We start from the raw sequence: 26,629 nt of genomic DNA, 5'->3' as shown, positions 1-26,629 counted from the left end.
GCCTTGGTTGCCCCGGCATTAGCCGGGGCGCTAATTTTACTCTTCTATAATCGCTGCAGTTGCTGCCCTAACTTGAATTCCACAACTTTTACCCAGCATTATCATGCTGTCTACAAAGCATAACTTGGCACCTCTATGTTTACAAAGTTGCAGTATGGGGTCGGTGACGTGTTTTTCCGCGTCTTTAGCAACATAAACTGTTTTGGCCTCACCGCTTTCTAAAGCAAGTTTGGTCTGCTTAAAGCCAACCACCCTTGATTTTGCGGTTGATAGGTCGTCTAAAGTCATTTACCCATACCTCCATTTTGTTGATCGTGGGCAGATACACCTTGATTATTTTATCACCTTGTCTATAAACTGTCAACTACCTCTGCATCTTCTTCGTGGGTTTTAGGCTTAACATTAGCATACCTTGTCATCCCAGTACCTGCAGGTATTAGCTTTCCGATAATAACATTTTCTTTAAGTCCTAATAGAGGGTCAGTCTTTCCTTTAATAGATGCCTCTGTTAGTACTCTAGTTGTTTCTTGGAAAGAGGCTGCTGATAGGAATGAATCGGTAGCTAGCGAAGCTTTTGTAATTCCTAAAAGAACGGGCTGAGCTTTAGCTGGTTCTAGCCCTTCAGATGTGATCTTTTCGTTGGTTTCTGTAAGTTCAAAGACGTCAACTAAGGTTCCCGGTAGCAGGCTTGTATCCCCCGCTTCCTCTACTTTAACTTTACGTAGCATCTGCTTGACAATAACTTCTATGTGCTTGTCAGAAATTTCCACACCTTGAAGGCGGTATACCTTTTGAACTTCCTGAGTTAGGTAAGCCTGAACACCGGCTACTCCTTTAATTTTAAGCAAGTCGTGTGGGTTTACAGACCCTTCTGTTAGTTCATCGCCTGCATCAACATGTAGGCCGTCTTTGATTTTTAAACGAGCTCCGTAAGGAACAGTGTATAGTACTTGTTCGCCGTTCTCTTTTGTTAGCTCGATTTCTCTTTTGTTTTTGCTTTCAACAATTTTCACAAGGCCAGCCTCTTCAGCTATTATAGCCTGACCTTTTGGTTTTCTGGCTTCAAATAGCTCTTCAATCCTCGGAAGACCCTGGGTGATATCATCTCCTGCAACACCACCGGTATGGAACGTCCTCATGGTTAGCTGCGTACCTGGCTCACCGATAGATTGAGCTGCTATAATACCTACAGCCTCACCCGGCCTTACTCGGCCACCTGTAGCTAGGTCTTTACCATAACATTTTACACATACTCCATGTCTAGTGCTACATGTCAGAACAGACCTTATTTTCACAGAATCAAAGGTGGCACAAAGTTTTTCGCCTTCCTTTACTCTGTTTCCATTAGCTACATACATTTTGACACCTTCAGGGCGCTCAAAGGAATGAGTGCTTCCGTCATCACCTTCTACAACTATTGAGGTAGAAGTAAGTTTTATGGTGCCACTAGATGGGGAAATTATTACACCATGTGCGGTTATTTCTTTAGCCATTTTTTCGTCTATATACTGACCGGCTTTTGCTAAAACTTCTCCATCTGGTGTTACAATATCGATAGATGAGTGACGCCCTATCAACCTTTCTTCTAAGGTTTCAATAGGATCATTACCCTCTGTTATTTCTTTAACAGTTATTCCATCAAAGGTTTCACAGTCTTCATCTCTGACTATAACATCCTGAGATACATCAACTAGTCTTCTTGTTAGGTAACCTGAGTCCGCTGTTTTTAAGGCGGTGTCCGCAAGACCTTTTCTAGCACCGTGAGTGGAGATAAAGTACTCTAAAACTGTTAGACCTTCCCTAAAGTTTGCTTTAATTGGCAACTCAATAATATGACCTGTCGGGTCTGCCATCAAACCACGCATACCGGCTAGCTGGGTAATCTGTGATACGTTACCTCTAGCACCTGAACCGGCCATCATGTTGATAGGGTTCATTTTATCCATATTATCCATAAGGGACTTTGTGATATTGTCCTTAGCTTTACCCCACACCTCGATAACTCTGTTGTAACGTTCCTCTTCACTTACAAAACCTCTACGGAAGTTGCGATCAATTTTTTGAACTTCACCTTCAGCCCAATCCATGATGCCTTTTTTCTGAGGTGGAATGATAACATCAGCTACAGCCATTGTTATTCCTGCTCTAGTGGAGTATTTGAAGCCAAGGCTTTTAACGTCATCTAGAATTTCTGAAGTTTTAACTGTTCCATACTTGCGGAAACATTCGCCTATAAGCGCTCCTAAAAATCCTTTCTTTGTTCCTCCAACCTCGCCTTTACTTTTTATAAGCTCAGAAAGGTTAGCACCAGCTTCAGAAATATAATCCTCACCGGTTACAGAATTTTCTAGAGTAGGCCTGTTTATAAATGGAAAGTCTTCAGGGAATATTTCGTTAAATAGTATTCTACCGGGTGTTGTTAACAAGAATCCTTTTTTAATCTCATCATCACCGGATCCTAAAACCGCCTTATTGCCAAGGCTGCTAGCTCTTAACGCAATTCTAGAGTGAAGTGATACAGCACCGTTTTGGTATGCCATCGAAACTTCGTCAGGGTTACCAAACACTTTGCCCTCACCTTTTTCTCCAGCATTTTCAATTGTTAGATAGTAGCATCCTAATACCATATCTTGGGTAGGAGTTGCCACAGGTTTCCCATCTTTAGGATTTAAAATGTTATGGGCAGCAAGCATCAGAATTCTCGCTTCTGCTTGAGCCTCTGAAGACAACGGTACATGGACAGCCATTTGGTCACCATCAAAGTCCGCATTATACGCTGGACAAACAAGAGGGTGAATTTTAATAGCTCTACCTTCAACTAATACCGGCTCGAATGCTTGGATTCCAAGTCTATGCAGCGTAGGAGCACGGTTTAACAGCACAGGATGTTGCTTGATAACTTGTTCAAGAACGTCCCAAACTATTGGATCTGCTTTTTCGACCTTCTTTTTAGCTGTTTTTATGTTTTGTACATGACCGCTTTTAAACAACCTTCTCATAACAAATGGTTTAAAGAGTTCTAGGGCCATTTCCTTTGGAAGGCCACACTGATACATTTTCAGCTCCGGTCCTACAACGATAACAGAACGTCCAGAATAGTCAACACGCTTACCTAGTAGGTTTTGTCTAAACCTTCCTTGTTTACCTTTCAACATGTCACTTAAAGATTTAAGAGGTCTGTTTCCAGGTCCTGTGACAGGCCTTCCTCTTCTACCGTTATCTATAAGGGCATCCACTGCCTCCTGAAGCATTCTTTTTTCGTTACGCACTATAATATCGGGAGCGTGTAGTTCCGCTAGTCTTTTAAGCCTGTTGTTTCTGTTTATGACTCGACGGTATAGGTCGTTTAAGTCTGCTGTGGCAAACCTACCACCATCTAATTGCACCATCGGCCTTAAATCTGGAGGAAGCACAGGAATTGCCTCTAAAATCATCCACTCTGGTTGATTGTCGGATGCTTTAAAGGATTCCACTACTTCAAGCCTTCTGATAGCTCTGATTTTACGTTGACCGGTTGCATTTTTAAGCTCAGCTCTCAGCTCTTTAGCTAGGTTATCAAGGTTCATCTCCTTAAGAAGGACTTGTACGGCTTCAGCACCCATTGCCGCCTTAAAACCTTTACCTTCTTTAAACAAATGGCTATACTTTTCGTAGTTTTCTCTGTACTCATTTTCTGTAAGTAGCTGTTTTTTGGTAAGACCTGTTTCGCCTGGATCTAAAACGATATACGCAGCAAAGTATAAAACCTTTTCTAGCGCACGAGGAGACATGTCTAATAACAGCCCCATTCTACTTGGGATTCCTTTAAAATACCAAATGTGGGATACAGGAGCAGCAAGTTCAATATGCCCCATTCTATCTCTTCGCACTTTTGCCCGTGTCACTTCTACACCACAACGATCACAAACTACACCTTTGTAGCGAATTCGTTTGTATTTACCACAGTTACATTCCCAGTCACGCTGTGGCCCAAAGATTTTCTCACAGAACAGTCCTTCACGCTCTGGCTTAAGTGTACGGTAATTTATAGTCTCCGGCTTGTTGACAGGACCCCTTGACCATGTTCGGATTTGCTCTAGCGAAGCTAAGCCAATTTTTAATGAATCAAAATTGTTTACATCCAACAAGGGCTTTTCCCCCTTTACAGTTTAGTTTCTTATTGGAAGAACTCACTATTTTTAAAATCCTTCATCACTTTCATCAGAATCTTCTGGTTTGCCAATCTCTTCCATTTCTTGGCTGCTTTCGTCTAAATCTTCTTTTTTAGGCAACTGCGGTTTGGGACTGTCCTCCGAACCTTCAAGATTAACATCTAGTTCTACAGGCTCGTCATCTTCTCCCTCTTTGATTTCTACCTCTTCTTCTTCATTGCCAAGAACTTTTACGTCCATACCTAAACTTTGAAGTTCCTTAATCAATACCTTAAATGATTCAGGCACACCTGGTTCTGGAATGTTTTCTCCTTTGACTATGGCCTCATAGGTTTTAACCCTTCCTACAACATCATCTGACTTAACTGTCAGTATCTCTTGTAGTATGTGAGAAGCTCCATAAGCCTCCAAAGCCCAAACCTCCATCTCACCAAACCTTTGACCACCAAACTGCGCCTTACCACCTAATGGCTGTTGGGTTACCAGAGAGTATGGTCCTGTTGAACGAGCATGGATTTTATCGTCTACTAAGTGAGCAAGTTTAAGCATATAGACATAACCGACAGTAACCTTATTTTCCATAGGCTCACCAGTTCTACCATCTAATAGGGTTGTTTTTCCGTTTTGCGGCAGTCCTGCTTCTTCTAATTTTTCAAAAACATCAATCTCTGATGCCCCATCAAAAACTGGTGTGGCCATGTGCATTCCTAGGCTTTTTGCCGCCCAACCTAAGTGGGTTTCTAAAACCTGACCTATATTCATACGGGACGGAACGCCTAGCGGGTTAAGCACAATATCCACCGATGTACCATCTTCTAAAAATGGCATGTCTTCTTCAGGTAATATTCTGGCGATAACACCTTTGTTACCATGACGCCCCGCCATCTTATCTCCTTCAGAAATCTTCCTTTTTTGTGCTATATAGACCCTAACTAGCTGATTAACTCCTGGAGGAAGCTCATCCCCCTCTTCTCTGCTAAATACCTTTACGTCAACGATCCTGCCTGCTTGACCATGTGGAACTCTTAGCGATGTGTCTCTTACCTCGCGGGCTTTCTCACCAAAGATGGCACGTAATAACCTTTCCTCTGCGGTAAGCTCGGTTTCTCCCTTTGGAGTTACTTTACCCACTAAGATGTCGCCAGGGCGAACCTCTGCTCCCACCATAATGATTCCTCTCTCATCTAAATTCTTTAAAGCATCGTCGCCGACATTAGGAATCTCACGAGTGATTTCTTCAGGCCCTAGCTTGGTATCTCTTGCTTCAGATTCGTATTGCTCTATATGAACCGAGGTATATACATCCTCTTTAACAAGTTTTTCGCTAAGTAAAATGGCATCCTCATAGTTATAACCTTCCCAAGTCATAAAGGCTACTAGCACATTTTTACCTAGGGCAAGCTCACCTTTGTCAGCAGAAGCACCATCAGCAATGACATCTCCTGTCTGAACTTTTTCACCTAAGGTAACAACAGGCCGCTGGTTTAGCGACATCCCTTGGTTGGAGCGCTTAAACTTTGTTAGGGTATAGGTATCTATACCGTTATAGCTATCTTTTGGGAAAATCTCTTTACTTACGCCACTTATTTCTCTGTCTTTTGTGTCTGAAAAGTCCTCACGTTTAATCTTTATATAAGCAGCTGTAACATCAACTACCTCACCGCCTGTAACGGCACTAACTACAACTCCAGAATCTTTTGCAGCTCTATGTTCCATACCTGTTCCTACAAGAGGAGCTTCTGGTTTTAATAGAGGCACTGCTTGCTTCTGCATGTTAGCACCCATAAGGGCACGGTTGGCATCGTCATTTTCCAAAAATGGTATTAAGGTTGTAGCCACACTGAATACCTGTTTTGGAGAAACATCCATGTAATCCACTTGGGTTGGATGCTTGGTGATAATTTCATGGCGGTAGCGGATTGTTACTGTTTCGTTTGTGAAATAACCGTCATCGTCGAGGGGAGCGTTTGCCTGAGCGATTGAGTATTGGTCCTCATCATCGGCAGTTAGGTAAACTATCTCATCAGTTACTCTCCCTTTTTCTTTATCCACTTTTCTATATGGAGTTTCGATAAAGCCATATCTATTTACCTTGCCATAAGTACTTAACGAGCCAATAAGTCCGATATTGGGACCTTCTGGCGTTTCAATAGGGCACATTCTACCATAATGCGAATGGTGTACGTCTCGAACCTCAAAACCAGCTCTATCCCTAGAAAGTCCACCAGGACCTAAAGCACTAAGCCTACGCTTGTGAGTAAGTTCGGCAAGAGGGTTGTGCTGATCCATAAATTGTGACAGCTGACTTGATCCAAAGAACTCTTTTATAGAAGCTATAACCGGCCTGATATTGATTAGTGCCTGTGGTGTAATAGCATCTACGTCTTGTATAGTCATTCTCTCTCTAACTACTCTTTCCATTCTTGAAAGACCAATTCTAAACTGATTTTGTAAAAGCTCACCTACACACCTTAATCTTCTGTTTCCTAAGTGGTCAATATCATCAGTATATCCTACAGAATCCATGAGATTAAGAAGGTAGCCGACAGAAGCTATAATATCTTCTTTAGTAACATGAAGTATCCCATCTTCTTGATTTAGGTTGTTGATTATAGGAACTACTTCCCCCTCATTGTTAAATATTTTAACAACCGAAGGCATGTTACCGCTTGAAATCAATTTGTCTATAACTTCTTCAGTTAGAACTTCTCCACCGTTAGTTAGAATTTCTCCATCTTCTGTAACAATAGGTTCTGCTAGTTTTCTATTAAGCATTCTCCATTTTGGATCTAGCTTTTTGTTAACTTTATATCTACCAACGTGAGCAAAGTCATAACGACGCGCATCAAAAAACAGGGACTCTAACAACTGTTTTGCATTTTCAACGTTAGCTGGTTCCCCTGGTCTTAGTCTTTTATAAACTTCTAGTAACCCAGACTCAAACGAGTCGGTGTGATCTTTGTCTAAGGTATTTTTTATTCTTTTGTCATCACCAAAAATGCCTATTATCTCTTCATTAGTTCCAAACCCTAACGCTCTTAGTAGAACTGTGGCAGGAAGCTTTCTGGTTCTGTCAACTCTAACGTACAGAATCTCGTTTGCATCTGTCTCAAACTCCAGCCACGCGCCACGGTTTGGGATAATTACGCCAGTAAATAAGTCTCTTCCTGAAGTGTCTTTTCGAGTGTTAAAGTAAACACCTGGAGATCTAACTAGCTGGCTGACTATAACTCTCTCTGAGCCATTGATGATGAATGTTCCATTTTCTGTCATCAGCGGGAAGTCTCCCATAAATACACTTTGTTCCTTTACTTCTCCGGTCTCTTGACTGATAAGCCTAACCTGAACTCTAAGTGGTGCGGAATATGTAGAATCCCTCTCCTTACACTCCTCTACAGGTTGCTTAGGTTCGCCCAACTGGTATCCGGTAAATTCTAAAGAAAGGTTTCCTGTGAAATCTTGGATGGGGGAAATGTCTTTAAACATTTCATTTAAACCTTCTTCTAGAAACCAGTTATATGAGCCTTTTTGAACCTCAATTAAATTTGGAAAATCGATGGGCTCTTCGATTTTGGAAAAGGTATGCCTTATCCTTTTTCCAGATTGTACGGGTTTTACCATTTGCCACTTCACCCCTTGTCTATTTCTTGGTATTATACTACCTAATAAAACGCTTTCATTCAAAGTACTATTCCCATTTTTTCAAGTTTTTATACTTGAGCTACTGTTTTCAGCACTTGTTTAGCAATTTACTATATTATCACAACTAGTTTTCAAAGTCAACATGTTTAAGTTAATAAAAAAAGGCACCCTAACAAGGCAGGGCGCCTTTTTATTTTATAGAAGTTACTTAACTTCTGCAGTACCACCAGCAGCGGTGATTTTTTCTTTAACTTCTTCAGCATCTTCTTTAGATACTTTTTCTTTAAGAGGTTTAGGAGCACCGTCAACTAGAGCTTTAGCTTCTTTTAGGCCAAGACCTGTGATTTCTCTAACAGCCTTGATTACTTGAACTTTTTTGTCACCTGCAGAGCTTAAAATTACGTCAAACTCAGTTTGCTCAGCTTCAGCAGCTTCGCCACCAGCAGCTGGAGCAGCAGCCATAGCTACAGGTGCAGCAGCAGAAACACCAAACTCCTCTTCACAAGCTTTAACTAACTCAGATAGTTCTAAAACAGTCATTTCTTTTACAATATCCATTACTTCTTGAACTTTAGACATTTTAAATATCCTCCTCAAATTTGATTTAATTTTTAATTTTTAATCTTTCTCTCATCTTACGCTTCTTGCTCTTTTTTACTTTTTACAGCATCAAGAACATTCACAAAGTCTCTTGTGTTTGCTTGCATCACGTTTACGAAACCAGTGATAGGACTCTGTAGTGCAGCAACCGCTTGAGCAAGTAGTTGCTCTCTTGATGGTAGCTCAGCTAGCGCTTTAACACCATTAAAGTCAATAACTTCGCCTTCTAAAATCCCAGCTTTAATTTCTAAAGCTTCGTTTTCTTTGGCAAATTCATGAATGATTTTTGCCGGAGCTACAGGGTCGTTCTCACTAAATGCGATAGCAGTCGGACCTTGTAGGTGTTCTTTAACAGATTCGTAGCTTGTATCTTTTACTGCAAGCTTAGCTAAGGTGTTTTTTACAACTTTGTATTCCACACCAGCCTCACGAAGCTTTGCTCTTAGGTCAGTTACAGCAGAAACATCTAACCCTCTGTAGTCGGCAATGATAGTACCTTGAGCAGAGGAAAACTTCTCTTTAAGCTCCTCTACTACTTGAACTTTATCTTCACGTACTCCCACTTAAACACCTCCTCAAAGATTCACTTAATAAAAAAAGTGCCCTTTCCACCGAGGAAAGGGCACAATAATATTCAAAGAAATCCTTAAATACTTGTCCATACCTCGGCAGGAAATTAAGTCTTGCGACACCTACTGTCTTCGGTTATTATTTATTTTTTAACCCAACACAATTATTATACATCAAAGGTTGGACAATTGTCAACACTTATTCAAAAGATGATGCTTTTTGCTGGCTAACCTTGACTCCAGGACCCATTGTAGATGATACGGTTATAGACTTTAGGTAGATTCCTTTAGCCGTTGCCGGTTTAGCTTTTATAATCGTATCTAGCAATGTGTTAAAGTTTTCTTTTAGTTTTTCAACACCAAAAGATACTTTGCCAATTGGAGCATGGATAATTCCATTTTTTTCAACACGGTACTCGATTTTACCAGCTTTAATTTCCTCAATAGCCTTTGCAACATCCATAGTTACTGTGCCAGTCTTAGGGTTAGGCATTAAACCTTTCGGTCCAAGAACTCTACCTAAACGTCCAACAACACCCATCATGTCCGGAGTGGCTACTGCTACATCAAAGTCCATCCAGCCACCTTGTATTTTTTCAGCTAGATCTTCAGCTCCCACAAAGTCAGCACCTGCTTTTTCAGCTTCTGCCGCTTTGTCGCCTTTAGCAAAAACTAGTACTTTAACCTCTTTACCAGTTCCATGAGGTAAAACTAGAGCACCTCTAATTTGTTGGTCAGCATGTTTTGGGTTAACCCCAAGTCTAAATGCCGCTTCAACAGTTTCATCGAACTTAGCAGAAGCTGTTTGAGTTACTAGTTCTAAGGCTTCAGCTGTGCTGTAATATTCTTCTCTGTTTACTTTTTTTGAAACCTCAGCTATTCGTTTACCTTGCTTTGCCATTATCTAAAAACCTCCTTGTGGTAATAGCGGAAAATTCCTCCCACTTTTTGTTATTATACTTTATTCTACTTCAATTCCCATGCTGCGAGCGGTACCTTCAATCATTCTTACCGCTGCATCTAGATCAGCAGCATTTAGGTCTGCTTTTTTAAGTTCAGCAATTTCTTCTAATTGCGCTCTTTTCACCTTAGCAACCTTTACTTTGTTTGGCTCGCCGGAAGCTTTATCGATACCAGCAGCTTTTTTCAATAAGATTGCAGCTGGTGGCGTCTTGGTGATGAAAGAAAAAGAACGGTCTTCAAATACTGTTATTTCTACCGGTATTATCATACCCGCTTGAGAGCTAGTTCTCTCGTTAAAGTCTTTACAAAAAGCCATTATGTTAATGCCTGCTTGACCTAAGGCTGGACCTACAGGTGGTGCCGGTGTAGCCTTGCCAGCAGGAATCTGAAGTTTCACTAAGTCAATTACCTTTTTAGCCATTAGGGTCACACCTCCTTCTTAGTTAATGTGGTTTTAGCGGGTACTACCCTCCCACTAACTCTTCTAAACTATTGTTTAGAAGAACAATAATGCATATATATAATGATTGGTTGCCCAACCAAATTTATAGCTTTTCCACTTGTCCAAATTCAAGCTCGATGGGTGTATCTCTACCAAACATCGAAACTATAACTTTCAGTCTTTCTTTTTCAACGTTGATCTCTTCTATTGCCCCTTCAAAGCCAGCAAACGGTCCAGTTTTAACCTTTACCTGCTCATTGACTTCAAAGTCAACCTTAACCTTAGGAGCTTCCATACCCATTTTTTTCATGATGTGGGTAATTTCTTCGTCCTCTAAAGGAATAGGCTTGGTGCCAGAACCTACAAAACCTGTAACACCTGGAGTGTTACGCACAACATACCATGAGTCATCAGACAAGATCATTTCCACAAGCACGTAGGCCGGAAAAACCTTTTTCATGGTTGTTTTGCGTTTGCCATTTTTGGTTTCTTGTTGCTCCTCCATAGGTACTAGTACAGAAAAAATCTTATCTTCCATTTCCATGGACGCAACACGTTTTTCTAGGTTGGCTTTCACTTTGTTTTCATACCCTGAATAGGTATGTACAACATACCATCTTTTCTCCATAGTTCGGGGCCTTTAGACCCCTCCCCCCTTTTGCTTCAAAATTTGAATTTGTTAACCAGCTATTAACCCAATTATGGAACCATATATGGTGTCCATTAGCGCAATAACAGCCGCAACTACAAGGACTGTAGAAATAACGACGATAGTATACGTGGTAAGTTCCTTGCGGTTTGGCCATTGTACTTTTTTAAGTTCGGTTTTTACTCCCTTAAAAAAAGACTTGCTTTTTTGAATCATACCCATAGATTCTCACATCCTATTCAATAGAATTTTTAATGGCTTACATCCATTATTTGGTCTCTTTATGATTAGTGTGAGTTTTGCAGAAACGACAGTACTTTTTAAGTTCTATTCTATCTGGTTGGTTTTTCTTGTTTTTAGTAGTAGTATAGTTCCGCTGTTTACACTCTGTACATGCCAGTGTGATTATTTCCCTCATCTATTCGCACCTCCTAAAGCCTAAACAATTCACCTTTTATTGTATAGTTATACACTTCTCTATTTAATGGTACCTAATAAAATCTATCACAGTTTAAATAGGATGTCAACACTTAGAAAACCGTACTTAGCATTTATTATCTCTTTTTTTCTCTGCCTTATCCTAAAACACTAGGTTTCTCATAAAAAAAACGCCCCTATAGGACGTTGAAATTCAAATTGGTGGCGGCGCAGGGATTCGAACCCCGGACACTGCGGGTATGAACCGCATGCTCTAGCCACCTGAGCTACGCCGCCTCTTTTTTGGAGCTCACGACCGGAGTTGAACCGGTGGCCTCATCCTTACCAAGGATGCGCTCTGACCTCCTGAGCTACGCGAGCATAAAATGGAGCGGGTGATGGGAATCGAACCCACGTAACTAGCTTGGAAGGCTAGGGCTCTACCATTGAGCTACACCCGCGTATTAGTGGTGGAGAGGACTGGATTCGAACCAGTGAAGGCGGAGCCAGCAGATTTACAGTCTGCCCCCTTTGGCCAACTCGGGAACCTCTCCGATTATTTTTTGCTTCGCTGTATCTCAGCGACAATTTATATTATACATATTTCTTCTGACAGAGTCAAGGGTTTTTTCTTTTTTTTTAAAACTCCCTTATTTCAAGGTATCTTTCTAGCTTTCGTTTAACCCTTTGCAGTGCATTGTCAATTGATTTTACGTGCCTTTTGAGTTCTTCCGCTATTTCTTGATAAGACTTTCCTTCTAAATAAAGCATTAAAACTTTTCTTTCTAAGCCACTTAAAATCTCAGCCATCTTCTTTTCGATATCGCTATATTCCTCTTGGCTAATCATAAGTTCTTCTGGATCGGTAATTTTAATACCTGAAATTATATCTAGTAATGTCCTGTCTGATTCTTCATCAAAAATAGGTTTGTTTAAGGACACATATGAATTTAAAGGAATATGCTTTTGTCTTGTTGCAGTTTTTATCGCAGTAATAATCTGCCTTGTTACACAAAGTTCTGCAAAGGATTTAAAAGAAGTTAACTTATCTCCCTTAAAATCTCTTATAGCTTTGTACAACCCAATCATGCCCTCTTGGATGATGTCTTCTCGGTCAGCCCCTATCAAAAAATACGAGCGTGCTTTTGATCTAACAAAATTTTTATATTTGTTAATCAGTATCTCAGTAGCTATTTCGTCCCCTTGACAGGCGAGTATAGCTAACTTTTCATCGTTCAATTCTTCTGAATTATGGGATTGATCCGCTGTCAAAGCCAAGTTTCTAACCTCCCCCTAGTTAGTGATATTAATTATACTTTATTGGGAAATACTCGTCAAGTTTTTTCATTTTTAAACTTTTTTTCTAATAGTTTGACCTTTTCTGGGCTTAAGTGGCCTCCTATGGTATTTCCCACCTTCTCAGCATTTTTTGTTATGGTATTTCTGATTTTGGCTTTTACTCCTAAAAGATCGTTTATAAACTCCCTCGAGGATTTACGAATGGCACCTTTTCCTAAGACAAACTGCTGTTGTGCATAGTCAGATGTGACGACAGTTACTCTTTTTCTTTTTTGTTTTAAGTTATAGACCATCTTTTCAATCAAAGTGTCAGCTGTTTCACCTTCTTTTGTAAACCAAACTTCTAGACCGTCAAAATTCTCCTCTTTTACCATTCCCCGCACTTTATAAGCGTCGAAAACTAAAATCACTTTTACCCCACTATAGTTTTGAAATTCCTGCAACTTCTCCACAAGCTCTTTTCGAAGCTCTTCTAGCGATACTTCTTTTAACTGTTTGTTATACCAGTAATAAATTAGGTTGTACCCGTCTATAACTACAGTTTCTTTACGACCCTTCATTTGCCCTCTGTCTAACCACTTCATATGATAAAATCGCTGTTGCAGTTGCGGCGTTTAAAGAGGTAACTTTTCCGCTTAATGGAATGGATGCTAGAAAATCGCATTTTTCTTTGACTAGTCGGGTGATCCCCTTCCCTTCGCCTCCGATTACTAGGCATACATTTCCTTTTAAGTCGGATTTATAAAAAGGCTGTCCTTTAGGGTCTGCGCCTGTAACCCAAAAACCTTTATCTTTTAATTCTTCTATCGATCTACTTAGGTTTGTTACCTGAGCAACGGGAACAGTTTCCATAGCTCCAGCTGCAACTTTTGCTACGGTGGAAGTTAAAGGCACCGCTCTATTTTTAGGAATAACAACGCCATCTACCTTTGCGCCATCAGCGACTCTTAGTATCGCCCCTAAATTATGAGGATCTTCAAGAGAGTCTAAGACGATAATAAACCTTCTTCCCTCTTCTCCATTTTGCAGGATTTGCTCTATATCTGCATAATCCTTAGGGCTAACTGACGCTATGATGCCCTGATGGTTTTTTCCACCCGTCATACTGTCTAACTTTTTTTTGTCTACGGTTTTTATGATGAGTCTTTTACTTTTAGCCAGTTTAATGAGCTCATCATCTTTAAAACCTTTGACCAAAAATAGTTTATTGATACTTCTGTCAGTCTGTAGCAACTCTTTTACGGAGTTTTTTCCAAATACAAAGTCACTCATTTTTGTCGCCTCTTTTCCTCTAAGGTAGGCGCTTTTCCGCAACACATTGATCCTTCAGGGCAGTAACCTAAGGAATCACAGCTAGCCCCAAAATGACTAAATATCTCCGGCGCTATCTCATTTACGATCTCATAAATTTTCTCGCTTAGCAAGCGTATTTCCCACTGGGCTCTGGTGCACATTCTATGATTAAAAAAGTTAAAAAGAGATCTTGCGTTAAAGGTAGCTACAATTTTAGTTTCACAACTATTGGGGAGCACATATCTAGCATCCTCTTTAGGCGCTATTTCAGAAAGTTCTTCATAGCAATTTGCTATTTTCTCCATCAACTGCCCATACTTTTTTGCTGCCTCTTCATTCTTTTGTATCGATGGGGGAGTTATGTAATCAAATTTGCTTTCTGCAACGTAACGTTGCGATTTTTGAGAATAACTAGCTATTCTATGCCTAACTAGCTGATGAGTTAATGATCTACTTACACCACTAATCCCAAAGGTGAAGGAAATGTGCTCAAAAGGTGATTGGTGCCCTAGCTTAATCAGCTTGTTAATAAGTTTTTTCCCTTTTTCATCCTCCATCTTTTTTAGAATATCATCGATGTCATCAGCTGAATAACATAGCCTAGCGGCTGTAGCTACAAGCTGCTGGGTATTAGGGGTGTGGCTTAATAATTTTACCTCCATTTTATATGCCTCCTATTTTTCTATTTCTGATACGATTTTGTCCATTATCAGGTTTATCCGCTCGTTTTGATCGGTAAGATGAAGATAGCCTATAAGCGTTTCTAGTGCGGTAGCATTTTTGTAGTCTGCTACAGACGCATTTTTCGCCATTGTATTAGTTTTGGCATTTCTTCCTCTCTTAGCTATCTCTTCTTCCTCAGCTTCAAGGATTTTTCTGATATTAAGGTATGCTTTAGATTGTGCTGAAGCTTTTGAAAAAGAGCTAGCTCTCTTATGAAGTAAGCTAGGTTTAAACTTACCCTTATTTATCAACATGGTCCGGATATACGTGTCAAATACAGCATCGCCCACAAACGCCAGCGCTATTACCGGAACCTCTTTTTGCAGTTTGTTTTTATTCAATATATTTCCACCTCACGCCATCAGGTGTATCTTCAAGGGCTATCCCTTTTTCTAGTAGCTCATCTCTAATTCTGTCAGCTGTAGCAAAGTCCCTAGCGGCCCGGGCTTGTTGTCTTTGTTGTATTTTTTCTTCAATTTCTTCATCTAATATTTTTTCTTCGGTCCTTTCTATCAGGCCTAAAATATCATCAAATTCGTCTATAGTCTCTTTAAAGGCAGCTATTGATGCACCATTTTTCTTAGGCGAAGCTAGAAGGTTGTTTGCTTCTTTTACCACCTCGAACAAAACACTTATAGCATCAGCTGTATTAAAGTCGTTGTCCATAGCCTTGTAAAACTTCTTTCTATACTCTTCCAATATATCGAGACTTTCCACTTTATTTTCAAGCTTAGTCTGAGCTTGGGCATGTTGTAAGTTTTGGTAAGCAGTGTTTAGCCTATTTACACTACTTTTTGCGGATTGCAGAAGTTTTTCTGTGTAGTTTAAAGGGTTTCTATAATGGGCGGATAGCAAAAAGAACCGCAAAGCTAGTGGTGGATGTTTTTTTAAAAGATCCCTTACCATTAACTGATTGCCTAAAGATTTGCCCATTTTTTTGCTGTCGATTTGTAAAAACCTAGCATGCAGCCAGTGCTTCGTAAATGGTTTGCCCGTCAACCCTTCACTTTGGGCAACCTCATTTTCATGGTGTGGAAAAGCTAGGTCTTCTCCGCCGGCATGAATATCTAATGTATCTCCGAGGTACTTTCTAGACATTGCTGTACATTCAATATGCCATCCTGGCCTTCCCTTACCCCATGGACTGTCCCAGCTAGGTTCACCTGGTTTAGCTTTTTTCCAAAGCACAAAGTCTAATGGGTTTTTTTTATGTGGGTCTACATCTATTCTGCTCCCTGACTGAAGATTTGATATGTCCTGCCCCGACAACTTTCCATAGTCAGAAAAGTTGTCTGTGTTAAAGTAAACATCTTTTTCTGTCTCATAGGCTAAGTCTTTTTGAATAAGTTTTGAAATGGCATCAATCATTTCTTTTATATGTTCTGTAGCCTTTGGATGAAAATCTGCATCCTTAACCCCTAAGGCCCTAGCATCTTCGTAATAGGCCTCTATCATTTCCTCTGATAGCTGTTTAACAGTTGTTCCGATTGCGTTGGCTTTTTCAATAAGCTTATCGTCAATGTCTGTAAAGTTTTGAACGTAGTTAACTGCGTATCCCCTTTTTTCTAAATACCTTCTAGCCACATCGAAAAAAACAAAAACTCGTGCATTGCCTATATGAAAATAATTGTAAACTGTAGGGCCACATACATACATATTTACTTTACCTTCATTAACCGGAGATAAACTCTCATAGGTTTGCGTTGCTGTGTTAAATAATTTAATTGTCATCTGCTTTATCCTCCTTTAAAGCTTCGACCTTACTTTCAATATCTTTAAGCCGTTTTTCTAGGCATTTTGTAACTGCCATTACAGGGTCTGGCAAGTTTCCATGATCTAAGCAGTCTTTTTTTCTTTTTCCCCCCTGAACTATTTGTCCAGGAACTCCGACCACAGTTGAGTCAGGGGGCACTTCTTTTAGCACAACGGACCCCGCGCCAATTTTAGAGTTATCCCCAACCTTAAACGGACCAAGCACCTTAGCGCCAGCGCCGATTATACAATTTGAACCTATAGTGGGATGTCTTTTCCCCTTGTCCTTACCAGTCCCACCTAAAGTTACTCCTTGATAAATCACTACACCATCTTCAATCTCAGCAGTTTCCCCAATAACTACGCCCATGCCATGGTCTATAAAAACACGTCGGCCTATTTGCGCGCCTGGATGTATTTCGATGCCTGTTAGCCATCTAGCAAATTGAGAAATTAACCTAGACAGAAATACCATTTTTGATTTATATAGCCGATGGGATAAGCGATGAATCATAATACAATGCAATCCTGGGTAACAAAAAAGTACTTCTAAAATGCTTTTAGCTGCTGGGTCGTTATCAAAAACTGCTTTAACATCTGATTTGATTCCGTGAAACATTATTTGAACCCCCATTTTAGAAAAGTATTAAACGTTGTATATTAAAAAATAGTCACCTCTAAAGCTTAGAGGCGACTATTTCGCGGTTCCACTCTAATTAAATGACCTTTTAGCCATTTATCTTAAAAGGTCATTAACGGCACCACCCGACTAAGCTCAAAAAAGTGCAATTTCTGTTCACTTTTAACCTGATCTTTTTCCACCAAAATAAAGATCATCTCTGTTTGAGGTAAGAGAACATACTAAATCTTTTTTTCATCGCCTTAGTTTTTATTTATTATACCAATTCTGCATTGTTTTGACAATAAAATAACGAAACAGCTTGGGCAGCTATGCCCTCTTCTCTGCCAATAAAGCCTAGACCTTCTGTTGTTGTGGCTTTGATAGTTATTTGAGACTCATCAATACATAAGACATTGGCTATATTCATTCGCATTTTTTTAATATGGGGTGCCATCTTGGGTCTTTGAGCCATTATTACACAGTCTATATTTCCTATTTTTATCGAACGCTCTTTAAGCTTATTTTTTACCTCTTTTAGCAATACCATACTATCTATATCCTTAAATTTCTGATCGGTATCGGGAAAAAGCGTGCCTATATCACCAAGACCTAACGGCCCCAAAATACTATCCATTATGGCATGGATAAGTACATCTGAATCAGAATGCCCCGCTAACCCCTTTTCAAAGGGTATGTCTACACCCCCGACTATTAACTTTCTATCATTTACTAACTTGTGTACATCGTATCCTATTCCAATTTTCACTTAGTCCCCTCCTTAACCTGTAGCTGGGCTATCTGTAGATCTTGTGGTGTTGTTACTTTAAAATTTTTCTCTTCTCCTATGATATAGTAAACAGGGTATTTGTAGTGCTCTAATAGAGAGCTATCGTCTGTCAGGCCTTGCAAGTTATCTTTATCTGCTTTTATGTATAGGTCTTTTAAAGTCTGAGCACAAAACCCTTGAGGGGTTTGTGCTGCTATTAGCTGGTCTCTAGGTGGAGTCCCCACTATGTTGTCGCCGTTAACTTTTTTAATTGTGTCTTTAACTGAAATACCTGGTATCACACCACATACATCCTGCTGATATAGTTTGTCAACTATAGCATCAATAAGGCTTTGAGAAACAAAAGGTCTAGCTCCATCATGAATTAAGACCTTATCTTTTTCCTCTAATTTAATTTGAGTGATACCATTATACACTGATTCAAATCTTGTTTTCCCACCTGATATTATACCTTTAATTTTTCTTTGACCACACCATTGAGATACAACTTTTTGGCATAAAGATATATCTTCAGGTGGAGTGATAATATATATATCATCTATTTTCTTATTTTTTTGAAATAACAAAACAGTACGGGCCAACATAGGTTGACCCGCTATTTCTAAATATTGTTTTTTAGTACTCATCTTCATTCTGCTGCCTGAACCAGCAGCGGCTATAAGTGCAATATTCCCCATTTTAAAACTCCTTAACTTGCTTTTGGATTTGTTTTTATTTTTGCAAATATCATCCTGCCTGCAGCAGTTTGCAAAACGCTTGTAACTAAAACATCTAAGTTCTCACCTATATGATTTTTCCCACCATCAACAACGATCATGGTGCCATCATCTAAGTATCCTATGCCCTGACCTGCTTCTTTTCCATCTTTTACAATTTCTACTAGCATTTCCTCTCCAGGTAACACCACAGGTTTTACAGCATTGGCTAACTCGTTAATATTTAGTACTGGGACACCCTGGAGCTCACAGACTTTGTTTAAATTATAGTCATTAGTAACTACCATACCCTTTAACTTTTGGGCAAGCTTGACAAGCCTACTGTCTACTTCTAGCCCTTCTCCTGTGGTATCATTTTCCAATATAATCACCGGTACATCAATCTCTTTTTGAATCCTATTTAATATATCTAACCCTCTTCTTCCTCTGTTTCTTTTTAGGGTGTCAGACGAGTCAGCTATATGTCGTAGCTCTTCTAGTACAAACCCGGGGATTATAAGTTTTCCCTCGATAAAGTGGGCATCGCAAATATCTGCAATTCTTCCATCGATGATAACGCTTGTATCTAAAATCTTTGTCATTACTCCTTGGCCAGCTCTTTTATCTTTTGAGGATTTACCAAATAAACTTAGTACGTCATCCCATTTACTTATTGCTATTATATACCCTAGATAGCCTAAGGTCAGATTTGCCACAAAAGGCAAAAAGGGACCTACGATGGGAAGCTCCGTTAAAGGAGATATAAGCAGGGTAGCCATAACTAACCCTATAATAAGACCGACAATTCCAGCTATAATATCTTGCACCGGTGTATAGTAGAGTTTTTTATCTAGGTACCGCCCAAGTCCAATAATTCTCCTCGACACAAAGGGCGATATAACAAAAAATAATAGTGCTGATAAAATAGAGACCCCACTTATAAAACCATACTTAGAAGTTCCCTGGACATTAATAATATCAAATTCTATTAACTGCGCTGAAATCATATACCCAAATGAAATACCAAATAGCATTGCTATAATTCTAGTTAGAGTTTTTATCATTCGAAACCCTTCACCTCCTACCCTATATTATAATCTTTTTGCATGATGTTATACAGTATTTATTTTTTAAAATTATATCCCACACCCTTCTTGTAACAAGTTATCCGCTTCTTCTTCACAAATGTTTTTAGCAAGGACTATTTCACTGACCAGTATTTGTCGTGATTTCTCAAGCATTCTTTTTTCTCCTGAAGACAGTCCTTTAGTTGTATCCCTAATTGTTAAATCTTTTACTACTTCTGCCACCTGAAATATGTCACCTGTCTTTAGCTTGTCGAGATTCTGTCTATACCGTCTATTCCAGTTTGAAGACATGGCTCCTTGATCTTTATTTAAAATCTCAAAAACCTTCTTCAGCTCCCCTACGTCCACAACTTTACGAATACCTAATTTTTCAACTCTAGATATAGGTACAAACGCTGTAATAGATCCAATTGGTATCTTTAGCTCATAATATTTTTCTACCTTGTCTAAAATCTTTCTTTCCTCGATATTCTCAATAGTCCCTGCTCCATGCATAGGGTAAACTATCTTATCTCCAATGCTAAACATATAACATACCCCCTCCAATTTACAAATTGGAATTTTTATATAATTTTAACATCTAGAGGGCGGAATGTCAAAATTGTTTTATTTTATCATAATTTATCGTTTGGTGTCAACACAATCTTTAAATTAAATTCTTTAATTAAAAATTTAATATTTAACCCCGTTTTAGTTTGACAAAGCAATCATGAAATATATATAATAAATGCAAAAGCTCAAATAGTGGGGTGAAAATTTGTAATGAATGAAAACAAAGAATTAGATTGCCATAAATTTCAAACTAAAGTTAATGACCTACTTATCAGGCACAGGAGTATATTAGATATATTAACTAAGTATCAAGAGTCTAATAGCAGAGTAAATCGTTCTGTGGCCAAGACCGTTACAAACTGCGGTTGCTTAGAAGTTACAGCCACAAAAAAAGAAATACCCCAAGAGGCACGCTTAGATGAATTAAAAAATTACACTGAAACTCATGTTGAAGGTGGTTTATGCGATAACTGTCGAGAGATAGTGGAAATGGAGTTAGGTAATAACCTGTTTTACGTTGCCGCTCTTTGCAACATCCTAGGTTTAGATTTGCAAGAGGTCTTAGAGCAAGAATATAAAAAAATAGCCACTTTAGGTCGTTTTAATTTAAGTTAGCAAAAAGATAGCACCGATTGGTGCTATCTTTTTTTTATCACTCACTTCTACAAACTCTTTTACGTTTATACCACTGCAAAATAGTTTCAAGACGTTCCTTTAGTCCCAAAAGAATGTATATGGTAATAGGCAAAAATATTAGTTCGGGAATCTTAAAGTAAAAAACTATCAAAAGTATCACTAATACAAGTAAGAGCTGTGCCCATTTTGGGATTCCAACTGTTTTAAAGTCCGGGTACTTTGTGCTTGATATCATCATATATGCTAAAAATAGCACCGCCCCTAAAACAAATAGCTGTGGAAATATATCGAATAATACTACAATGGTTAAGATTCCACCAGCTATGGTGATAGGCATCCCGATAAAAAATCCCGACGGGGTTTCTTCTGCTATTACGTTAAACCGGGCTAACCGGATTGCGCCAGCTATTGGAAAAGCAAAACATATCGCCAGCCCGTATATGCCATATATTTCTAATGCTAGTTCATAGGTCAAAAACGCCGGGGCAACTCCGAAGGTAACCATGTCCGAAAGGGAATCTAACTGTTTGCCGAACTCACTACTGACACCTAAAAAGCGCGCTACTTTCCCATCTAGTCCATCTAACAGCATACCCACTAATATAAAAGCTGAACCTCGGGCAGGGTCACCGTTTATGATATAAAGCAGCGCTATAAGTCCAAAAACCAAGTTACCTAAGGTAAAGAGGCTTGGTACAATTCGTTTGAACACTTTCCTTCCCCCTTTTTTTGGTTAAACATGCCTATCTAGAAGCACTTGCTGCTGAAGCCTGCGCAGTCCATCTTTTATAGCACGAGCTCTTACCTCACCGATACCTTCTACATCATCTAGCTCCTCTATTGAAGCTAATAGAATGTTTTGTAAGCCACCTAGCGAATTAACTGCATTTTCTATTACTGGCATAGGTAGTCGAGGAATTTTGTTTAAAATTCTATGACCTTTAGATTTTACTGGTTGATCTAAAGCTCCGACACTCACCCCATAGCCTAAAACCTTACTGATACTTGTTAGTTCTAAAAGTTCTTCAGAGGACAATTGAGACATGTTCTTTAAAGTTTCATCAGGGTCTACTATATCCTTATTAGTCATATAGTCTTTAATTACTAAATACCCCTCTTCTTTCACATTAGATATTAACTCTTCAAGCTGCATCTTTATAAGTCGCCCCTCGTCTCCTAACTCCACAATATATTTGCCTAGCTCGGAAACTATCCTTAAAACCATTTCATACCTTTGCAATACATTGGCTACATCAACGACATTTACCATCTCCTCAAACTCTAAAGCACTTAGGTTAACTAGGCTCTGTTCAAGCACTGATCTATACTTATCTAATGTCTGTATAGCTTGATTGGCTTTGTTTAAAATTACACTTATATCTTTTAGTGCATATTTTACATACCCTTTATATAAGGTAATGGTATTTCTACGCTGAGAAATAGAAATAACTAACTCACCTGTTTGTCGGGCTACTCTTTCAGCAGTTCGGTGCCTGATGCCTGTTTCCGTAGATAGTATTTTTGAGTCTGGTATAAGTTGGGTGTTCGCATATAGGATTTTCTTAGAGTCGTAACTTAGCAAGATTGCACCATCCATTTTCGCCAATTCGTAAAGATTTGCAGGCGAAAAATCACTGTTTATAAAAAATCCACCACTTACTATTTCCTGAAGCTGCGGACTTTCTCCTATGACTATAAGCGCTCCTGTTTTAGCACGTAGTACGTTTTCTAAACCTTCTCTTAGCTTTGTTCCTGGTGCCACAAGCTCTAATGTTTTTAAAAAATTATCATCTGGAGTCCTTAAAGCCTGCATCTAATCACCTCCTAACACTATATTTATGCCTTCACGCACAGTTTTTATGGGATATATGCTTATGCCATCTATGTCGGGAATATTTTTTGTTTGAGGTATTAAAGCCTTTTTGAAACCTAATTTCTGCCCTTCTTTAAGCCTTTGCTCTATCTGACTTACGCTGCGTACTTCGCCGGTTAGCCCCACCTCACCAATAACCAGCCAATGCTGGTTTATAGGCTTCTCTTTAAATGATGAAGCTACAGCTAGTGAAATGGCTAAGTCTACAGCGGGCTCTTCGATTTTCACCCCACCAGCGACGTTTACAAAAGCGTCATGGTTGTTTAAAAACAGGCCCACCCTTTTTTCTAAAACAGCCATCAATAGAGAAACCCTATTGTAATCAACGCCATTTGTCATTCGCCTAGGGGTTGAGAAGTTTGTAGATGTTATAAGTCCTTGTATTTCTACTAATATCGGTCTAGTGCCTTCCATAGAAGCTGTAGCAACTGAACCTGGACCTTCTATAGGCCTTTGTGATAAAAAGAGTTCTGAGGGGTTTAAAACTTCTCTGAGCCCTTTTTGAACCATCTCATACACACCAATTTCATTGGTTGAACCAAAACGATTTTTCACACCTCTTAATATCCTAAAGGATTGGTGCCGGTCTCCTTCAAAGTATAAAACAGTGTCAACCATGTGTTCTAGTACTCTAGGACCAGCTATACCCCCTTCTTTTGTCACATGTCCCACAATAAAAATCGGAATACCGGTGCTTTTAGCTAGCTTCATTAAGGTATTAGTACATTCTCTTACTTGGGCAACACTGCCGGGGGCAGACTCAAGGCTACTTTTAAACACAGTCTGAATAGAGTCTACTATCAGTACCTGTGGTGGGTTTTTCTCCACTAAATGAGTTAGCACATCAATATCAGTTTCTGACAATATATATAAATCGTCAGAAGCTACCCCTAGTCTGCTAGCTCGTAACTTGATTTGTTGTGGAGACTCTTCCCCAGACAAGTAGTAAGTTTTTTTCGTCTTGGAAATGCTATGGGCTGATTGCAAAAGCAAAGTTGACTTGCCAATGCCAGGGTCGCCACCTAAAAGCACTAACGATCCAGCAACAAGACCTCCCCCTAAAACACGATCTAACTCTATGCTGCCAGTTTTGGTTCTCTTTTTTTCATCTGAAACTATGCTGTTTATATTATGAATTTCTACATTCTTAGAAAAACCTAAACTAGAAGAACTGCTCTTTTCTTTAATTTCCTCCACCATTGTATTAAACTGGTGACAACCAGGACATCTCCCTACCCATCTAATTGATTCATGACCGCACTCTTGACACATAAAATAAGTCTTTTTCTTTGCCAATTCTATCACACCTAATTCAAACTATTCTAAGTTACTATTATAACATAATATTCTTCTATTTTCGTCAAAATCCTTCTTTACCAAAAAAAGAAAATATTTGAACGATAAAAAGCTAAGGGTTTTTTCCCCTTAGCTTTTTTTATTGAAGATTACCTTTTCTCCATCGTAGTCTACTATTATAGTATCTTCTTTTTTTACATCTCCCTTTAAAATTTCTTCAGATAAGCTGTCTTCAACCCATTTTTGTATCGCCCGTTTTAAAGGCCGAGCTCCATAGGCTCGATCGTATCCCTCTTTTGCCAAATGTTCATACAGTGCGTCTGTTGCTTCTAAGTCTACTCCATACTCTTTGACTCTGTTATTAAACTTTTTAAATAAAAGTTTGACAATTTCCTTTATATGCTCTCTATTTAAACTATGGAATACGATCGTTTCATCTAACCTGTTCAAAAACTCTGGTCGGAAGGTTTTCTTTAACTCTTCATTAATCTTATCTTTCATGTCTTGATGATGGTCTTTTTCAGTTTGTGGCTTAAATCCAACACTTATCCCATCTTTTATAAGGCTAGCGCCCACATTAGAGGTCATAATTATTACACTGTTTCTAAAATCGACCGTTCTCCCCTTTCCGTCAGTTAACCTCCCGTCATCTAACACCTGTAACAGTATATTGAAAACTTCAGGATGAGCTTTTTCTATTTCATCAAGTAAAATCACAGAATAGGGCTTTCGCCTAACCTTTTCTGTTAGTTGTCCTCCTTCATCATAGCCCACATATCCTGGAGGGGACCCTATAAGCCTAGAAGTAGTATGTTTATCCATATATTCAGACATGTCAACTCTTATCATTGCATCATCTTCGCCAAAAAGAACTTCAGCAAGCGCCCTGGCTAACTCTGTTTTCCCTACTCCTGTTGGCCCTAAAAACATTAGTGATCCAATAGGACGCTTAGGGTCCTTTAAGCCTGCTCGCGCTCTTCTCACAGCCTTTGCCACAGCTTTTACAGCCTCACCTTGCCCTATCACTCGCTTATGAAGCTCTTCTTCAAGTTTCAAAAGCTTTTCAGTTTCTTCTTCTGCTAGCTTTTGTACAGGTATGTTAGTCCATATTGAAACAACCTGGGCTATCTCCTCTTCGGTAACTGTATATTTGTCAAACGCTTGTTTTTTCTCCCAATTCTCCTTTAATGAAGATAGCTTACTTCTAATCTCCCCTTCTTTGTCTCTCAGCTCTGCTGCTTTTTCGTATTCTTGATTTTTTACGGCAGAATCTTTTTCCTTTGACAAATCTTCTAGCTGTTGTTCTAAGTCTTTGAGTTCAGGAGGCGCGGTAAATGTAGTTAAGCGTAACTTAGAAGCAGCCTCGTCAATTAAATCAATTGCTTTGTCAGGAAGAAATCTGTCGGTAATATACCTATCTGACAACTTTACCGCACTTTCTAATGCTTCGTCACTAATCTTAACTCTATGATGGGCTTCATATTTGTCTCTTAATCCTTTTAAAATATCAACAGCCTCTTCTTTTGTCGGTTCACCAACTGTTATTGGCTGGAACCTTCTTTCAAGCGCTGCATCTTTTTCAATGTGTTTGCGATATTCTTCTAAGGTGGTTGCACCTATTGTCTGTAGCTGTCCACGTGCTAGGGCTGGCTTTACAATGTTTGCTGCGTCTATGGCTCCTTCAGCTCCGCCAGCACCTACAATTGTATGAAGCTCATCTATAAATAAAATAACATTCCCGGCATTTTGCACCTCTTCTATCAGCTTCTTTAATCTGTCCTCAAATTCACCTCGATATTTAGTGCCTGCAACTATGGATGCCAGCTCTAAAACTACTACTCTTTTTCCTTTTAACGTTTCTGGGACATCTCCCTCAATAATTTTTTGAGCTAGTCCTTCTCCGATGGCAGTTTTCCCAACACCTGGTTCTCCTATAAGACAAGGGTTGTTCTTTGTTCTTCTGCTCAGTACCTGAACTACTCTTTCAATTTCCTTTTCTCTACCTATCACTGGGTCTAGCTTTTGTTGCTCAGCCTCTGCGGTAAGGTCTCTTCCAAAGTTTTCGATACTACCACCTTTACTTGATTGATGATGCATTTTCCCTTTAGGCATCTGAAAGTTTGTATCCATTCCTTTGTCTGCCTCACCAAGTGCTTTTATCACCATCTCTTTGGTTTTGTCTAGATCTACCCCTAAAGACTTTAAAACTTTAGCCGCAATTCCTTCGCCTTCTTTTATAAGTCCTAAAAGAAGGTGTTCTGTGCCTACATATCCATGCCCCATATTTCTTGCTTCTTGAGAAGCAAGTTCTATTACCATTTTAGAGCGAGGAGAGTAGCCAATTGGACCTTCCTTACTTTCTGTGCCAGTTCCAGCTAAAGAATTTATTTTCTTTTTAACTGATTCTTTTTCTATATTTAAGTTTTTAATTACTTTGGCGGCTATCCCTTCACCTTCGTCTATAATACCTAAAAGGATGTGTTCTGTACCCACTACTGAATGTTTGAAGCTTCTAGCCTCTTCTTGGGCTAAAGCTAGAACCTGTCTTGCTCGTTGTGTAAATCTAGCAAACATAGCTCT

At 39.3% G+C, this 26,629-nt stretch carries 26 protein-coding genes, 4 tRNA genes and 1 other annotated feature; of the genes, 1 reads left to right on the top strand and 29 read right to left on the bottom strand.

Annotated elements, in window-relative coordinates:
* Window positions 1–36 precede the first annotated feature (36 nt).
* The 25 genes from PRVXH_RS00835 to PRVXH_RS00715 form a co-directional block, all read right to left on the bottom strand.
* Window positions 37–288: a ribosomal L7Ae/L30e/S12e/Gadd45 family protein gene (locus PRVXH_RS00835; protein WP_353893426.1), complete on the bottom strand. Its 252-nt coding sequence runs from the start codon at window positions 286–288 to the stop codon at window positions 37–39.
* 62 nt (window positions 289–350) lie between these two features.
* Window positions 351–4,127 (bottom strand): DNA-directed RNA polymerase subunit beta', encoded by a 3,777-nt coding sequence (gene rpoC / locus PRVXH_RS00830; protein WP_353893425.1) that lies wholly within the window; start codon window positions 4,125–4,127, stop codon window positions 351–353.
* A gap of 51 nt (window positions 4,128–4,178) precedes the next feature.
* Entirely contained in the window at window positions 4,179–7,772 is a 3,594-nt protein-coding gene (gene rpoB / locus PRVXH_RS00825; RefSeq protein ID WP_353893424.1) for a DNA-directed RNA polymerase subunit beta, read from the bottom strand.
* Between the two features lie 225 nt (window positions 7,773–7,997).
* Window positions 7,998–8,372 carry a 50S ribosomal protein L7/L12 gene (gene rplL / locus PRVXH_RS00820; protein WP_353893423.1) on the bottom strand — a complete coding sequence of 125 codons (375 nt, stop codon included), beginning with the start codon at window positions 8,370–8,372 and terminating at the stop codon, window positions 7,998–8,000.
* 56 nt (window positions 8,373–8,428) lie between these two features.
* On the bottom strand, window positions 8,429–8,956 hold the full coding sequence (gene rplJ / locus PRVXH_RS00815) for a 50S ribosomal protein L10 (protein ID WP_353893422.1): 528 nt from the start codon (window positions 8,954–8,956) through the stop codon (window positions 8,429–8,431).
* Between the two features lie 21 nt (window positions 8,957–8,977).
* Window positions 8,978–9,116 (bottom strand) — a sequence feature (ribosomal protein L10 leader region).
* Window positions 9,117–9,161: 45 nt separating this feature from the next.
* Window positions 9,162–9,863, bottom strand: coding sequence for a 50S ribosomal protein L1 (rplA, locus tag PRVXH_RS00810; RefSeq protein ID WP_353893421.1), 702 nt, complete (start codon window positions 9,861–9,863; stop codon window positions 9,162–9,164).
* A gap of 60 nt (window positions 9,864–9,923) precedes the next feature.
* Complete coding sequence (gene rplK / locus PRVXH_RS00805) at window positions 9,924–10,346, bottom strand: 50S ribosomal protein L11 (protein WP_353893420.1); 423 nt, start codon at window positions 10,344–10,346, stop codon at window positions 9,924–9,926.
* 124 nt (window positions 10,347–10,470) lie between these two features.
* Window positions 10,471–10,995: a transcription termination/antitermination protein NusG gene (gene nusG, locus PRVXH_RS00800; protein ID WP_353893419.1), complete on the bottom strand. Its 525-nt coding sequence runs from the start codon at window positions 10,993–10,995 to the stop codon at window positions 10,471–10,473.
* A gap of 51 nt (window positions 10,996–11,046) precedes the next feature.
* Window positions 11,047–11,238 carry a preprotein translocase subunit SecE gene (secE, locus tag PRVXH_RS00795; protein ID WP_353893418.1) on the bottom strand — a complete coding sequence of 64 codons (192 nt, stop codon included), beginning with the start codon at window positions 11,236–11,238 and terminating at the stop codon, window positions 11,047–11,049.
* Window positions 11,239–11,284: 46 nt separating this feature from the next.
* Complete coding sequence (gene rpmG, locus PRVXH_RS00790; protein ID WP_353893417.1) at window positions 11,285–11,434, bottom strand: 50S ribosomal protein L33; 150 nt, start codon at window positions 11,432–11,434, stop codon at window positions 11,285–11,287.
* Window positions 11,435–11,653: 219 nt separating this feature from the next.
* A tRNA-Met gene (locus PRVXH_RS00785) sits at window positions 11,654–11,730 on the bottom strand.
* Window positions 11,731–11,737: 7 nt separating this feature from the next.
* Window positions 11,738–11,814: transfer RNA gene (locus PRVXH_RS00780), tRNA-Thr, on the bottom strand.
* 6 nt (window positions 11,815–11,820) lie between these two features.
* A tRNA-Gly gene (locus PRVXH_RS00775) sits at window positions 11,821–11,894 on the bottom strand.
* A 7-nt stretch (window positions 11,895–11,901) separates the two neighbouring features.
* Window positions 11,902–11,987, bottom strand: a tRNA-Tyr gene (locus PRVXH_RS00770).
* Window positions 11,988–12,072: 85 nt separating this feature from the next.
* Window positions 12,073–12,711 (bottom strand): RNA polymerase sporulation sigma factor SigH, encoded by a 639-nt coding sequence (gene sigH / locus PRVXH_RS00765; RefSeq protein WP_353893416.1) that lies wholly within the window; start codon window positions 12,709–12,711, stop codon window positions 12,073–12,075.
* A gap of 56 nt (window positions 12,712–12,767) precedes the next feature.
* Window positions 12,768–13,292: an NYN domain-containing protein gene (locus PRVXH_RS00760; protein ID WP_353893415.1), complete on the bottom strand. Its 525-nt coding sequence runs from the start codon at window positions 13,290–13,292 to the stop codon at window positions 12,768–12,770.
* Complete coding sequence (gene rlmB / locus PRVXH_RS00755) at window positions 13,279–14,004, bottom strand: 23S rRNA (guanosine(2251)-2'-O)-methyltransferase RlmB (protein WP_353893414.1); 726 nt, start codon at window positions 14,002–14,004, stop codon at window positions 13,279–13,281. The genes PRVXH_RS00760 and rlmB overlap by 14 nt, the downstream gene beginning before the upstream one ends.
* Window positions 14,001–14,687 (bottom strand): FAD-dependent thymidylate synthase, encoded by a 687-nt coding sequence (gene thyX, locus PRVXH_RS00750; RefSeq protein ID WP_353893413.1) that lies wholly within the window; start codon window positions 14,685–14,687, stop codon window positions 14,001–14,003. Before thyX ends, rlmB begins: the two co-directional genes overlap by 4 nt.
* A gap of 12 nt (window positions 14,688–14,699) precedes the next feature.
* Window positions 14,700–15,089, bottom strand: a complete 390-nt coding sequence (locus PRVXH_RS00745) for a ribonuclease III domain-containing protein (RefSeq protein ID WP_353893412.1) — start codon at window positions 15,087–15,089, stop codon at window positions 14,700–14,702.
* Window positions 15,082–16,473 carry a cysteine--tRNA ligase gene (cysS, locus tag PRVXH_RS00740; protein WP_353894522.1) on the bottom strand — a complete coding sequence of 464 codons (1,392 nt, stop codon included), beginning with the start codon at window positions 16,471–16,473 and terminating at the stop codon, window positions 15,082–15,084. Before cysS ends, PRVXH_RS00745 begins: the two co-directional genes overlap by 8 nt.
* A complete protein-coding gene (gene cysE / locus PRVXH_RS00735) occupies window positions 16,469–17,119 on the bottom strand; it encodes a serine O-acetyltransferase (protein ID WP_353893411.1) in 651 nt (216 codons plus the stop codon). Before cysE ends, cysS begins: the two co-directional genes overlap by 5 nt.
* Before the next feature lie 277 nt (window positions 17,120–17,396).
* Complete coding sequence (gene ispF / locus PRVXH_RS00730) at window positions 17,397–17,888, bottom strand: 2-C-methyl-D-erythritol 2,4-cyclodiphosphate synthase (RefSeq protein WP_353893410.1); 492 nt, start codon at window positions 17,886–17,888, stop codon at window positions 17,397–17,399.
* Window positions 17,885–18,586 carry a 2-C-methyl-D-erythritol 4-phosphate cytidylyltransferase gene (gene ispD, locus PRVXH_RS00725; protein ID WP_353893409.1) on the bottom strand — a complete coding sequence of 234 codons (702 nt, stop codon included), beginning with the start codon at window positions 18,584–18,586 and terminating at the stop codon, window positions 17,885–17,887. The genes ispF and ispD overlap by 4 nt, the downstream gene beginning before the upstream one ends.
* 11 nt (window positions 18,587–18,597) lie before the next feature.
* The gene (locus tag PRVXH_RS00720) at window positions 18,598–19,668 is read right to left on the bottom strand and encodes a PIN/TRAM domain-containing protein (protein ID WP_353893408.1); all 1,071 of its coding nucleotides are present in this window, start codon (window positions 19,666–19,668) and stop codon (window positions 18,598–18,600) included.
* 72 nt (window positions 19,669–19,740) lie between these two features.
* The gene (locus tag PRVXH_RS00715) at window positions 19,741–20,220 is read right to left on the bottom strand and encodes a CarD family transcriptional regulator (RefSeq protein ID WP_353893407.1); all 480 of its coding nucleotides are present in this window, start codon (window positions 20,218–20,220) and stop codon (window positions 19,741–19,743) included.
* A 234-nt stretch (window positions 20,221–20,454) separates the two neighbouring features.
* On the opposite strand from PRVXH_RS00715, the gene PRVXH_RS00710 reads away from it, so the two are divergent.
* Window positions 20,455–20,859, top strand: a complete 405-nt coding sequence (locus tag PRVXH_RS00710; protein WP_353893406.1) for a DUF1573 domain-containing protein — start codon at window positions 20,455–20,457, stop codon at window positions 20,857–20,859.
* 37 nt (window positions 20,860–20,896) lie between these two features.
* Here PRVXH_RS00710 and pssA read toward each other — a convergent pair whose 3' ends face one another.
* From pssA to PRVXH_RS00690, 4 genes are all read right to left on the bottom strand, one after another.
* Window positions 20,897–21,592 carry a CDP-diacylglycerol--serine O-phosphatidyltransferase gene (gene pssA / locus PRVXH_RS00705; protein ID WP_353893405.1) on the bottom strand — a complete coding sequence of 232 codons (696 nt, stop codon included), beginning with the start codon at window positions 21,590–21,592 and terminating at the stop codon, window positions 20,897–20,899.
* Window positions 21,593–21,613: 21 nt separating this feature from the next.
* Window positions 21,614–22,693, bottom strand: coding sequence for a DNA integrity scanning diadenylate cyclase DisA (gene disA / locus PRVXH_RS00700; protein WP_353893404.1), 1,080 nt, complete (start codon window positions 22,691–22,693; stop codon window positions 21,614–21,616).
* On the bottom strand, window positions 22,694–24,049 hold the full coding sequence (gene radA / locus PRVXH_RS00695) for a DNA repair protein RadA (protein WP_353893403.1): 1,356 nt from the start codon (window positions 24,047–24,049) through the stop codon (window positions 22,694–22,696).
* A gap of 129 nt (window positions 24,050–24,178) precedes the next feature.
* Window positions 24,179–26,623 carry an ATP-dependent Clp protease ATP-binding subunit gene (locus PRVXH_RS00690; RefSeq protein ID WP_353893402.1) on the bottom strand — a complete coding sequence of 815 codons (2,445 nt, stop codon included), beginning with the start codon at window positions 26,621–26,623 and terminating at the stop codon, window positions 24,179–24,181.
* Window positions 26,624–26,629: the final 6 nt, after the last annotated feature.

This window comes from Proteinivorax hydrogeniformans (assembly GCF_040515995.1).
GTDB classification, from domain to species: Bacteria; Bacillota; Proteinivoracia; order Proteinivoracales; family Proteinivoracaceae; genus Proteinivorax; species Proteinivorax hydrogeniformans.
The sequence above is the reverse complement of the archived record's forward strand: the minus strand, read 5'-3'. Positions and strand labels throughout refer to the sequence as shown.